Consider the following 12,190-nt stretch of genomic DNA (forward strand, 5'->3'; position numbering starts at 1 on the left):
CGATGGGGCTGATGGCGCTTTGATCCCCAAGGCCGGCGAAGGTTCGCAGGGCGGATTGACGCAGGTATACTGCTCGGCCTTCTCGATCCCCTGTCTTTGCGGAGCCTCGCATGTCCGGCAACACCTACGGCAAGCTGTTCACCGTCACCACCGCTGGCGAAAGCCACGGCCCGGCGCTGGTCGCCATCGTCGACGGCTGCCCGCCCGGCCTTGAGCTCTCGCTGGAAGACCTGCAGCGCGACCTGGACCGCCGCAAGCCCGGCACCAGCCGCCACACCACCCAGCGCCAGGAAGACGACGAGGTGGAAATCCTCTCCGGCGTGTTCGAAGGCAGGACCACCGGCACCCCGATCGGCCTCTTGATCCGCAACACCGACCAGAAGTCCAAGGACTACTCGGCGATCAAGGACCTGTTCCGCCCGGCCCATGCCGATTACACCTACCACCACAAGTACGGCGTCCGCGACTACCGTGGCGGCGGCCGTTCCTCGGCGCGCGAGACCGCCATGCGCGTGGCCGCCGGCGCCATCGCCAAGAAGGCCCTGGCGGGCATGGGCATCCGCGTGCGCGGCTACATGAGCCAGCTCGGCCCGATCGAGATTCCGTTCAAGACCTGGGACAGCGTCGAAGAGAACGCCTTCTTCAGCCCCGACCCGGCCAAGGTGCCGGAGCTGGAGGCCTACATGGACCAGCTGCGCCGCGACCAGGATTCGGTCGGCGCGAAGATCACCGTGGTCGCCGAAGGCGTGCCGCCGGGCCTGGGCGAGCCGATCTTCGACCGCCTGGACGCGGAACTGGCCCACGCGCTGATGAGCATCAACGCGGTGAAGGGCGTGGAGATCGGCGCCGGCTTCGCCAGCATCGCCCAGCGCGGCACCGAGCACCGCGACGAGCTGACCCCGCAAGGCTTCCTGTCGAACAACGCCGGCGGCATCCTCGGCGGCATTTCCTCCGGCCAGCCGATCATCGCCCACTTGGCGCTCAAGCCGACCTCCAGCATCACCACCCCCGGCCGTTCCATCGACGTCGACGGCAACCCGGTGGAGGTGGTCACCAAGGGCCGCCATGACCCGTGCGTGGGCATCCGCGCCACCCCGATCGCCGAGGCGATGATGGCCATCGTGCTGCTCGACCACCTGCTGCGTAACCGCGCGCAGAATGCCGACGTGAAAGTGCATACGCCCGTGCTCGGCCAGCTTTGAGCCACAAGCTGCAAGCCGGTGCTACTCCTGGCTCTTCGCTTGCAGCTTCAAGCTTGCCGCTCATGGCTGTTCCTTATTGGCGGCTGTCCAGTTTCTACTTCTTCTACTTCTGCCTGCTGGGCGGGACGGCGCCGTTCCTCGCGCTGTATTTCCATCACCTGGGCTTCTCCAGCGCGCGCATCGGCGAGCTGGTCGCCATTCCCATGCTGATGCGCTGCGTGGCGCCGAACCTGTGGGGCTGGCTGGGCGACCGCAGCGGCCAGCGACTGGCCATCGTGCGCTTCGGCGCGGTGTGCACGGCGCTGAGCTTCGCCGGCATCTTCCTCGGCCACAGCTACGTTTGGCTGGCGCTGGTGATGGCCGGGCACGCGTTCTTCTGGCATGCGGTGCTGCCGCAGTTCGAGGTGATCACCCTCGCGCACCTGAGCGGGCGCACCGAGAGCTACAGCCGCATCCGCCTGTGGGGCTCGATCGGCTTCATCTGCACCGTGGTCGGCCTCGGCTGGCTGTTCGAGTTCGCCAGCCTGGATGCCTACCCGCTGGCGCTGCTGGCGATCATGCTGGGCATCGTCGGCGCCAGCTGGTGGGTGCCCAACGCGCAGCCGCCGGCGCGCCACGACGAGGCCAGTGCCGGCGGTTTCCTCAGGCAACTGCTGCGCCCCGGCGTGCTCGCCTTCTACCTGTGCGTGTGCCTGATGCAGCTGTCCCACGGCCCGTACTACACCTTCCTGACCTTGCACCTGGAGGCGCTCGGCTACGCCCGCGGGCTGATCGGCCAGCTCTGGGCGCTGGGGGTGGTGGCCGAGGTGCTGCTGTTCCTGGTGATGCCGCGCCTGCTCCAGCGCTTCTCCCTGCGCCAGGTGCTGGCGGCGAGCTTCCTGCTGGCGGCGCTGCGCTGGCTGCTGCTGGGCACCCTGGCCGGGCACCTGCCGGTGCTGCTGTTCGCCCAGCTGCTGCACGCGGCGACCTTCGGCAGCTTCCACGCCGCCGCCATCCATTTCGTCCAGCGCAGCTTCCAGGCGCGCCAGCAGGGGCAGGGCCAGGCGCTCTACGCCGCGCTGGCGGGGACGGGCGGTGCGCTGGGCGCGCTTTACTCCGGCTACAGCTGGGGTAGCCTTGGCCCGGCCTGGACCTTCGCCATCGCCAGCGTCGCCGCGCTGGCCGCCGCCTTCATCATCTGGACCCGTCTGAACGAGGACCCGCATGAACGACACCCGTGAGCAACTGACAGAGCAGATCATCGACGCTGGTCGCTTCCTCCATGGCCGCGGCTGGTCGCCGGCCACCAGCAGCAACTACTCCGCGCGCCTGGCCGCCGACCGCGCGCTGCTCACCGTGTCCGGCAGGCACAAGGGCCAGCTCGGCGTCGACGACGTGCTGGAGACCGATCTGGCCGGCAACAGCCTGGAGCCGGGCAAGAAGCCTTCGGCGGAAACCCTGCTGCACACCCAGCTCTACGCCTGGCGCCCGGAGATCGGCGCGGTGCTGCACACCCATTCGGTGAACGCCACCGTGCTCTCGCGCCTGACCGCCGGCGACCGCCTGGAGCTGGAGGACTACGAGCTGCAGAAGGCCTTCGCCGGCGTCACCACCCACGAAGGCCGCGTCACCGTACCGATCTTCGACAACGACCAGGACATCGCCCGCCTGGCGCAGAAGGTGCAGCCCTGGCTCGACGCCCATCCGGACTGCCCCGGTTATCTGATCCGCGGCCACGGCCTGTACACTTGGGGGCCGCGCATGAGCGACGCGCTGCGCCAGGTGGAAGCCTTCGAATTCCTCTTCGAGTGCGAACTGAAAGTCCTGAGCCTTCGCGGCGCCCGCTGAACAACCCTGAGAATCGAGTAGCCCGACCATGAGCAGCCTGACCGTCTACCACGAATCGAGCCCCGAGCAGCCGCTGAAGCTGCTGACTCATGCCGAGGACATCGCCGCGACCCTGGGCGAGGTCGGCGTGCGCTTCCAGCGCTGGCAGGCCAGCGCGCCCATCGCCCCCGGCGCCAGCCAGGACGAGGTGCTCGCCGCCTACCGCGACGAAATCCGCCGCCTGCAGGAGGAGGAGGGCTACGTCACCGTCGACGTGGTCAGCCTGACCGCCGATCACCCGCAGAAGGACGAGCTGCGCGCCAAGTTCCTCGACGAACACCGCCACGGCGAGGATGAAGTGCGCTTCTTCGTCGCCGGCCGCGGCCTGTTCACCCTGCACATCGAGGATCACGTCTACGCCGTGCTGTGCGAGCGGAACGACCTGATCTCGGTGCCGGCCGGCACCCGCCACTGGTTCGACATGGGCGAGCGCCCGCATTTCGTCGCCATCCGTCTGTTCAACAATGCCGAAGGCTGGGTCGCCAGGTTCACCGGCGACGACATCGCCAAGCGCTTCCCGTTGCTGGAAGACTGAATCACAGCGGCGGTCTTGCGGGGGCGTTCCTTGCTCTTCGCAGGAGCGAGCTTGCTCGCGAACAGATTCCGCAGCGGGGCTCGTTCGCGAGCAAGCTCGCTCCTACACGGCCACACCTTCCCGCCTGCGTCAGAGGCGGGCCTTTGGAGTTTCCATGCCGATCAAAGCCATCCTCACCGACATCGAAGGCACCACCAGCGCGGTCAGCTTCGTCTTCGATGTGCTCTTCCCCTATGCCGCCGCGCACCTGCCGGACTTCGTGCGCGAGCACGCCGATGAGCCCGCCGTGGCCGAGCAACTGGCCGCCGTGCGGGCCGACAGCGGCGAGGCGGACGCCGGCCGCGAACGCTGCATCGAGATCCTCCTCGGCTGGATCGCCGAAGACCGCAAGGCCACGCCGCTCAAGGCGCTGCAGGGCATGGTCTGGGAGCAGGGCTACCGCGCCGGCCAGCTCAAGGGCCACGTCTACCCGGACGCGGTGGACGCGCTGCGCCACTGGCACGCCGAGGGTTTCAGGCTCTACGTCTATTCCTCCGGCTCGATCCAGGCGCAGAAGCTGATCTTCGGCTGCTCCGAGGCGGGCGACCTGACGCCGCTGTTCTCCGGCTGCTTCGACACCACCAGCGGGCCCAAGCGCGAGGCCGACTCGTACCGCCGCATCGCCGCCGCCATCGGCCTGCCGGGCGAGGAAATCCTCTTCCTCTCCGACGTGGTGCAGGAGCTGGACGCCGCGCAACAGGCCGGCCTGCAGACCGTCGGCCTGGCCCGCGAGGGCGGTGCGCTGGAGGGCCACGACAGCGTCGCCAGCTTCGCGCTGATCGATCCCGCGCGGCCCTGAGCAGCGCCGCCGTGGAGCGGCTCCGGGCGGCTATGCTGAACGGGTCAATCCTTCTGCAGCGAGAGCGACATCATGGGTTCGACCATGAGTGGCCTGATCAGCGTGATCCTCCTCGGCCTGGATATCTGGGCGATCCTCAATGTGCTGAAAAGCGGCGCCCAGGTGCCGATCAAGATCCTCTGGGTGCTGGTGATCCTCCTGCTGCCGGCGCTGGGCCTGCTGATCTGGGCCATCGCCGGGCCGCGCGGGGACGTGCGGCTCTGAGCTTGCGGTCGCGCCGTCCTCGGCGGACACTCGGCCGATGCATTACTGCCTGATCGAAACAGAACTCGGCTGGTTCGGGCTCGCCTGGAGCCCGCGGGGCATCGTGCGCACCTGCCTGCCGGGGGAGTCAGTGCACAGCCTGCGCGCCCGGCTCGACAAGCTGGCCAGCGAAACCGCCCAGTGGCCGGCGTTCATCGACGCGGCGCGCGCGCTGATCCTCGGTTATGCGCGGGGCGAGGCGGTGTGCTTCGACAGCCTGCCGCTGGACCTGTCGGCCGTCGGCGAGTTCCAGCGCCGCGTCTACGACGACATCCTCGGGCTCGGCCGCGGCGAGACCACGACCTACGGCGAGATCGCCCGGCGCCTGGGCGACGTCGGCCTGTCCCGCGCGGTGGGGCAGGCGATGGGCAGCAATCCGATCCCGCTGATCATCCCCTGCCACCGCGTGCTTGCCAGCGGCGGCAGGACCGGCGGCTTTTCCGCGCCCGGCGGCCGCGACGCCAAGTTGCGCATGCTGGCGCTGGAAGGCGTCGACGCCGACCCGCAGGCGGCGCAGACCTCCTTCGACTTCTAGCCCCGTTCGAGCGCGCCTTCCAGGCGCAGCAGCAGCTCCTTGCGCGCCAGCCCGCCGGCATAGCCGGTGAGGCTGCCGTCGCTGCCGATCACCCGGTGGCAGGGCACGATGATGCTGATCGGGTTGGCGCCGTTGGCCGCGCCCACCGCGCGCACCGCCCGGGGCCGGCCGATGCGCCGCGCCAGTTCGGCGTAGACGGTGGTGTAGCCGTAGGGGATTTCGACGAGCGCCTGCCAGACCAGGCGCTGGAACTCGGTGCCGCCGGTGTTCAGGCGCACCTCGAAGCGCTGGCGCTTGCCGGCGAAGTACTGGTCCAGCTGGCGCGCCACTTCGTCGAGCAGCGGGCTGCCCTGCTGCCAGTCCGGCGCGGGGTAGTGCCGTTGCTCCAGGTCCATGTAGAGCATTCTCAGGCCGCTTTCGTCGCCGGCCAGCAGCAGGCGGCCGGTGGGGCTGTCGTGGTAGCGATAGTGCATGTTCATCCTCCGCTGCGGCCGCCCAGGGCGTAGGCGTGCCAGAGATAGACGGCGGCGTAGGCGCGCCACGGCCGCCAGGCTTCGGCGCGGCGCTGCAGGTCGCGGGCGGCGATGCCTTCGGCGCCCCACACCGGCGACTTGAGCAGGCCGAGGTCGGCGGCGGGGAAGGCGTCCGGATCGCCGAAGGCGCGCAGGGCGACGTATTCGGCGGTCCAGGGGCCGATGCCGGGGAGGGCGCAGAGGCGCTTCACCAGGTCGTCGGCGCCGTCGTCGACGTGCAGCGCCAGGCTGCCGCTGGCGCAGGCGGCGGCGAAGCGCTGCAGGGTTTCCACCCGTTTGCCGGGCATGCCGATGCCGGCGAGGTCGGCGTCGGCCAGTGCCTCGGGCGTGGGGAACAGGCGGCTCGGCTGGCCTTCGACCCCGCCGGGCAGCGGCTCGCCGAGGCGCTGGACCAGCCGGCCGACGATGGTCACCGCCGCCTTCACCGTGACCTGCTGGCCGACGATGGCGCGCACCGCCTGCTCGAACGGGTCGAACGCCGTGGGCAGGCGCAGCCCCGGCGTGCGCCGGAGCAGCGGGCCGAGCAGCGGGTCGCTGCCCAGGTGTTCGGCGATCCGGGCGGGGTCGCTGTCCAGGTCGAACATCCTGCGCACCCGCGCCGTCAGGGCGTCGGCGTGGCTGGCCGGGAGGTGCAGTTCCAGCTCCAGTTCCGCCGCGTCGTCCCGCGGGGCGACGCTGAACCAGCCGCTGTCGGCGCCCAGCCGCACGCTGCGCGCGTAGCGCCGGGGCGACAGGCATTCGACGCCGGCCAGGCTGCGCAGGGCGAAGTGCTCGTGGAACTGCTGCCAGCTCCACGGCGCGCGGTAGGGCAGGCGGAGGTGCAGTGCAGGTGCTGTGGTTTTCATCCGGCGACCTTACCCGTTGCGCGCCCGGCTGTCCTCCCGGCGCTGACTTTCAAACTGCCCGTCCGGGCGGCCGGGCGACGGCAGGGTTCGACCTGTCATCCCCGGGCACGTAGAATGCGCGCCTTTCCGGGGCGGCGCGGCCGTCCCCTCCTTTTGTCTTGTCCCGACGGGAGCCCCCTCCATGCACGATTACCAGGAAACCCTCTACGACGGCTATGGCCAGCGTTTCAGCGTCGACAGGATGCTCCACGAGGTGCGCACCGAGCACCAGCACCTGGTGATCTTCGAGAATGCCCGCATGGGCCGGGTGATGGCGCTGGACGGGGTGATCCAGACCACCGAGGCGGACGAGTTCATCTACCACGAGATGCTCACCCACGTGCCGATCCTCGCCCACGGCGCGGCCAGGCGCGTGCTGATCATCGGCGGCGGCGACGGCGGCATGCTGCGCGAGGTGTCCAAGCACGCCAGCGTCGAGCACATCACCATGGTCGAGATCGACGGCACCGTGGTCGACATGTGCCGGGAGTTCCTGCCCAACCATTCCCAGGGCGCCTTCGACGACCCGCGGCTGAACCTGGTGATCGACGACGGCATGCGCTTCGTCGCCACCACCACGGAGACGTTCGACGTGATCATCTCCGACTCCACCGACCCGATCGGCCCGGGCGAGGTGCTGTTCTCGGAGAACTTCTACCAGGCCTGCCACCGCTGCCTGAACGACGGCGGCGTGCTGGTGACGCAGAACGGCACGCCGTTCATGCAGCTGGACACCGTGCGCAACACCGCCGGCCGGATGAACGGCCTGTTCGCCGACTGGCACTTCTACCAGGCGGCGGTGCCGACCTACATCGGCGGCGCGATGACCTTCGCCTGGGGCTCGACCAACCCGGCGCTGCGCCACGTCGACACCGCCACCCTGGCGCAACGCTTCGCCGCCAGCGGCATCCAGACCCGCTACTACAACCCGGCGATCCACCAGGGCGCCTTCGCCCTGCCGCAGTACGTGCTGCAGGCCATCGGCAAGCCGGCCAACGACTGACAGCGGATTCGCGCCGCCGCCCTGCCGCGGCGCGGGGCCGGGCGGCGGCCGGACATGACAGTTTCTTCACCTGTGGTCCGGCAGGCTACCCGCCGTCCGGTGGTCGCGGCGCCGCCGGCGGGGACCCGTATCATCCCGAAACGATTGCACGCCCCGGCTTAAGCGGCGCCGAATAAAATGCGCCACCGCTGCGTTTGCGGTGTAATGCCGCAGTCTTTCGCGCTCGCGCCAGTCCCCGTACGGGTGGCGCGCCGGCGAACCCACACGTTTACAACGGAACCTAGAAATGGGCCAACCAGAAGTCCTGACCAATCGCCAGACCGGTGCGAGCCTTGCGCGGCCTACCGTCTCCAGCCATCTGGCGTTCACCGCGCTCAGCGCCGTCGCGCTGATGGCGATGTTCTCTCTGCTGCGTCTTGCGCTGTTCGTCTACAACCGCGAGCTGATCGACGGCACGCCGGCGGCCACCTTCGTCGAGGCCTTCATTACCGGCATGCGCTTCGACATCCGCGTGGTGGTCTACATCGTCGCCCCGCTGGTGTTCGCCATCGCCAGCGCCCGCGCCATGGGCTGGCGCTGGCTGTGGAAGGCGTGGCTGACCGTCACCGCGAGCCTGACGCTGTTCCTCGGCGTGCTGGAGATGGACTTCTACCGTGAATTCCACCAGCGCCTGAACAGCCTGGTGTTCCAGTACATGTCCGAAGACCCGAAGACGGTCATGAGCATGATCTGGTACGGCTACCCGGTGGTCCGCTACCTGCTGGCCTGGGCCTTCGCCACCTGGGTGCTGTACCGGCTGTTCCGCGGCATCGACCGCGCGACCCGGCCGAGCGCCAGTGGCTCGTCCGCCGCTGCCTGGTACCTCCGCGCGGTGGTCATGCTGGTGGTCATCGGCGTCTGCGTCGTCGCCGCCCGCGGCACCCTGCGCCAGGGCCCGCCGCTGCGCTGGGGCGACGCCTTCACCACCGACTCGATGTTCGCCAACCAGCTGGGCCTGAACGGCACCCTGAGCCTGATCAAGGCCGCCGAAAGCCGCTTCTCCGAGGAGCGCGACAACATCTGGAAAGCCACGCTGCCCGACGCCCAGGCCCAGGAGACCGTGCGCAAGATGCTGCTGATGCCGGCCGACAAGCTGGTCGACGCCGGCAGCGCCGCGATCCGCCGCGACTACACGCCGCCGGCCGATGGCACCCTGCCGATCAAGAACGTGGTGGTGATCCTGCTGGAGAGCTTCGCCGGCCACTTCGTCGGCGCGCTGGGCGCCCCGGGCAACATCACCCCGTACTTCGACCAGTTGTCGAAGGAGGGTCTGCTGTTCACCCAGTTCTTCTCCAACGGCACCCACACCCATCAGGGCATGTTCGCCACCATGGCGTGCTTTCCCAACCTGCCGGGCTTCGAGTACCTGATGCAGACGCCCGAGGGCGGCCACAAGTTCTCCGGCCTGCCGCAGCTGCTGTCGGCACGCAAGTTCGAGGACGTCTACGTCTACAACGGCGATTTCGCCTGGGACAACCAGTCCGGCTTCTTCGCCAACCAGGGCATGACCACCTTCATCGGCCGCAACGACTTCGTCAATCCGGTGTTCTCCGACCCGACCTGGGGCGTGTCCGACCAGGACATGTTCTCCCGCGGCAACGAGGAACTGGACAAGCTCGAAGCCACCGGCAAGCCGTTCTACGCCCTGCTGCAGAGCCTCTCCAACCACGTGCCCTACGCACTGCCCAAGGACCTGCCGGTGGAGCGCGTGACCGGCCACGGCAGCCTCGACGAGCACCTGACCGCCATGCGCTACTCCGACTGGGCGCTGGGCCAGTTCTTCGAGAAGGCGAAGAAGTCGCCGTACTACAAGGACACCCTGTTCATCGTGGTCGGCGACCACGGCTTCGGCGCGCCGGAGCAACTGACCGAGATGGACCTGTTCCGCTTCAACGTGCCGCTGCTGATGATCGCTCCGGGCATCCAGGAGAAGTTCGGCGCCACCCGCGATACCGTCGGCACCCAGATCGACATCGTGCCGACCATCATGGGCCGCCTGGGCGGCGACGTGCGCCAGCAGTGCTGGGGCCGCGACCTGCTGAACCTGCCCGAAGGCGACAAGGGCTTCGGCGTGATCAAGCCCTCCGGCAGCGAGCAGGTGGTGGCGATCATCGACGGCAACCGCATCCTGATCAAACCCAAGGAAGGCGACATCCGCGTCTACGACTACAAGGTCGGCAAGGACTTCGGCGTGACCCGCGTGGAGAACGCGCCGGACCAGGAGGACCTGCGCCTGCGCCTGGAATCCTTCATCCAGACCGCGACCAGGAGCCTGCTGGACAACACCACCGGCGTGGTGGATGCGAAGTGACGCTCGGGTAAGCGAAAAAGGGGCCTTCGGGCCCCTTTTTCATGCCTGCATCCTGGCGTGCTGGCGAACATCCCCGCGCGGGATTCCGAGGGTTCGCGAGTGAGCTCGCTCCAACAGGGAAAGCGCCGTGCCAGAGGCGTTGGGCGGGGATTTTCCGGGCGGCGAACTTGTGTGAATCGGTTATAAATTAAGACCACATCGGTCTAATGGATTATAAGAAAAGTCGTTATCCTGCCGCCCACACCACGAGGTGATCAGTTTCGCCAGTCAGGACGCGTAGATGGATGTTGGCAATATCGGTTTCGTGATCGCGGGTCTTGTCGTTGGCTTCATCGTCGGGATGACCGGCGTTGGCGGCGGCTCGCTGATGACCCCCATCCTGCTCTGGTTCGGCATCAACCCCGCCGCCGCGGTGGGCACCGACCTGCTGTATGCCGCCATCACCAAGTCCGGCGGCGTCCTGGTTCATCGCAAGAACGACAACATCGACTGGCACATCACCGGCTGGCTCGCGCTCGGCAGCGTGCCGGCGGCGGCGCTCACCCTGCTGTTCCTGCGCAGCCTGCACGCCGACACCGCGGCGATGGACAGCATCATCAAGCACGCCCTGGGCATGGTCCTGCTGCTCACCGCGCTGGCCGTGCTGTTCAAGAAGCAGGTGCTGGCCTTCGCCCAGCGCCATGCCGGCGACAGCTTCCACTTCAGCGGCCCGAAGCTGACCAGCCTGACCGTCATCACCGGCATCGTCCTCGGCGCCATGGTCGCGCTGACCTCCATCGGCGCCGGCGCGCTGGGCACCGTGGCGCTGTTCACGCTCTATCCCTTTCTCGCCACCCGCCGCCTGGTCGGCACCGAGATCGCCCACGCCGTGCCCCTGACCCTGGTCGCCGGCCTCGGCCACGCCAGCATGGGCAACATGGACTGGAGCCTGCTCGGCTACCTGCTGACGGGCTCGCTGCCGGGCATCTACATGGGCAGCCACCTGGCCGGCCGCATTCCGGACGGCGTGCTGCGTCCGTGCCTGGCGGTGATGCTGGCGTCGATCGGCTACAAGCTGGTCTTCTAAAACCTGCCCGGGCTCTGCTCCAGCCCGCGGGTTTCTATCCCCGGCGGAAACGCCCCGGCGGCACGCCTTTCCAGCGGCGGAAGGCGTGGATGAAGTTCGACACCTCCCCATAGCCGAGCCGCTCGGCAATTTCCTCCAGGCAGATCGCGCCGGTGCCCAGCAGCTCCTCGGCCAGCGCCTGGCGCACCTCGTCCACCAGCGCGCGGAAGCTGCTGCCCTCGGCCTCCAGGCGGCGGCGCAGGGTGCGCGAGGTCATGTGCATGGCCCCGGCCACCTGCTCCATGTCCGGCAGGCGCCCCGGCGTGGCCAGCAGGCGGTCGCGGATCTGCCCGGACAGCCCGGTGCGCACCTGGCGGCGGGCGAGCAGGGCGCGGCACTGTTCCTCGCAGCGCCGCGCCACTTCCGGGTTGGCCCCCGGTAGCGGCAGGTCGAGGATGCGCCGGTCGAAGATGATGCGGTTCTCCGCCTGGCCGAACAGCGGGCGCACACCCAGTTCGTCGATATAGGGCTGCACGTCGGCGGGGGCCTCGCGGCGGAAACTGGCCTGGTGGACGGGCGGCCGCTGGTTGGTCAGGTCGCGCTGGATGCGCAGCACGCCGCCGCCGTCGCGTTCGATCAGGAAGTCGCGCAAATCTTCCGGCACGGCCGTGTCGTCCAGCAGCAGGTGCGCCTCGTCGTCGTGCTCCTCCAGGCGCATGCGGTGGAAGGCGTAGGTCAGGTCGAGGTAGCGCAGCCCCAGGCGCGCGGCGCTGAGGAAGGTGGCGCTGCTGAGCAGGGCGAAGCCCCAGATGCCGTAGGTGTTGAGGTGGTAGCGCAGGCCGGCCTTGAGGCCGATGCCGGGGATGTGCCGCAGGTGCCGCACCAGATTGCGCACCAGGGCGAGCTCCTGCTCGGCGGCCACCTCCGCGCCGGGATCGGCGAGCACGCCGATGTCCAGGCCGGTGCCATCCAGGCACTGCTCCAGGTTCAGGCCGTGGTCCAGGGCGAACTGCGTCAGCAGCTGCACGCTGACCGCGCTGCGGCGGGGCGACCAGGGGGGCGTGGCAGGCATCGGAATCCTCGTCGGACAATCTGA

13 protein-coding genes are annotated in these 12,190 nt (G+C 68.9%); 10 read left to right on the forward strand and 3 right to left on the reverse strand.

The features are described from left to right. Positions 1-110: 110 nt before the first annotated feature. The 7 genes from aroC to AC3B6A_RS10375 all read left to right on the forward strand — a co-directional run bounded on the left by aroC (position 111) and on the right by AC3B6A_RS10375 (position 5,279). Complete coding sequence (aroC, locus tag AC3B6A_RS10345; RefSeq protein WP_488402529.1) at positions 111-1,202, forward strand: chorismate synthase; 1,092 nt, start codon at positions 111-113, stop codon at positions 1,200-1,202. A 62-nt stretch (positions 1,203-1,264) separates the two neighbouring features. Then, complete coding sequence (locus tag AC3B6A_RS10350; protein WP_488402531.1) at positions 1,265-2,422, forward strand: MFS transporter; 1,158 nt, start codon at positions 1,265-1,267, stop codon at positions 2,420-2,422. Continuing rightward, complete coding sequence (locus AC3B6A_RS10355) at positions 2,406-3,029, forward strand: methylthioribulose 1-phosphate dehydratase (RefSeq protein WP_488402533.1); 624 nt, start codon at positions 2,406-2,408, stop codon at positions 3,027-3,029. Before AC3B6A_RS10350 ends, AC3B6A_RS10355 begins: the two co-directional genes overlap by 17 nt. Before the next feature lie 28 nt (positions 3,030-3,057). Continuing rightward, the gene (locus AC3B6A_RS10360; protein WP_488402535.1) at positions 3,058-3,603 is read left to right on the forward strand and encodes a 1,2-dihydroxy-3-keto-5-methylthiopentene dioxygenase; all 546 of its coding nucleotides are present in this window, start codon (positions 3,058-3,060) and stop codon (positions 3,601-3,603) included. A gap of 154 nt (positions 3,604-3,757) precedes the next feature. Beyond that, a complete protein-coding gene (mtnC, locus tag AC3B6A_RS10365) occupies positions 3,758-4,441 on the forward strand; it encodes an acireductone synthase (protein WP_488402536.1) in 684 nt (227 codons plus the stop codon). Between the two features lie 72 nt (positions 4,442-4,513). Beyond that, the gene (locus AC3B6A_RS10370) at positions 4,514-4,705 is read left to right on the forward strand and encodes a PLDc N-terminal domain-containing protein (protein WP_488402538.1); all 192 of its coding nucleotides are present in this window, start codon (positions 4,514-4,516) and stop codon (positions 4,703-4,705) included. A gap of 37 nt (positions 4,706-4,742) precedes the next feature. Beyond that, a complete protein-coding gene (locus AC3B6A_RS10375) occupies positions 4,743-5,279 on the forward strand; it encodes a methylated-DNA--[protein]-cysteine S-methyltransferase (RefSeq protein ID WP_488402540.1) in 537 nt (178 codons plus the stop codon). Here AC3B6A_RS10375 and AC3B6A_RS10380 read toward each other — a convergent pair. Together AC3B6A_RS10380 and AC3B6A_RS10385 are read right to left on the reverse strand one after the other, a co-directional pair. Continuing rightward, the gene (locus tag AC3B6A_RS10380) at positions 5,276-5,752 is read right to left on the reverse strand and encodes a methylated-DNA--[protein]-cysteine S-methyltransferase (RefSeq protein WP_488402541.1); all 477 of its coding nucleotides are present in this window, start codon (positions 5,750-5,752) and stop codon (positions 5,276-5,278) included. The genes AC3B6A_RS10375 and AC3B6A_RS10380 overlap by 4 nt on opposite strands. Positions 5,753-5,754: 2 nt before the next feature. After that, positions 5,755-6,657 (reverse strand): DNA-3-methyladenine glycosylase family protein, encoded by a 903-nt coding sequence (locus tag AC3B6A_RS10385; RefSeq protein ID WP_488402543.1) that lies wholly within the window; start codon positions 6,655-6,657, stop codon positions 5,755-5,757. A gap of 181 nt (positions 6,658-6,838) precedes the next feature. Here AC3B6A_RS10385 and speE point away from each other — a divergent pair, with 181 nt between their 5' ends. The 3 genes from speE to AC3B6A_RS10400 all read left to right on the forward strand — a co-directional run bounded on the left by speE (position 6,839) and on the right by AC3B6A_RS10400 (position 11,115). Then, on the forward strand, positions 6,839-7,699 hold the full coding sequence (gene speE, locus AC3B6A_RS10390) for a polyamine aminopropyltransferase (protein ID WP_488402545.1): 861 nt from the start codon (positions 6,839-6,841) through the stop codon (positions 7,697-7,699). 286 nt (positions 7,700-7,985) lie between these two features. Next, entirely contained in the window at positions 7,986-10,049 is a 2,064-nt protein-coding gene (locus AC3B6A_RS10395; RefSeq protein WP_488402547.1) for an LTA synthase family protein, read from the forward strand. Positions 10,050-10,329: 280 nt separating this feature from the next. Then, a complete protein-coding gene (locus tag AC3B6A_RS10400) occupies positions 10,330-11,115 on the forward strand; it encodes a sulfite exporter TauE/SafE family protein (RefSeq protein WP_488402548.1) in 786 nt (261 codons plus the stop codon). 34 nt (positions 11,116-11,149) lie between these two features. Here AC3B6A_RS10400 and AC3B6A_RS10405 read toward each other — a convergent pair whose 3' ends face one another. Further along, on the reverse strand, positions 11,150-12,166 hold the full coding sequence (locus AC3B6A_RS10405; protein ID WP_488402550.1) for an AraC family transcriptional regulator: 1,017 nt from the start codon (positions 12,164-12,166) through the stop codon (positions 11,150-11,152). Between the last annotated feature and the right edge of the window lie 24 nt (positions 12,167-12,190).

Source organism: Pseudomonas sp. B12(2026) (assembly GCF_057767015.1).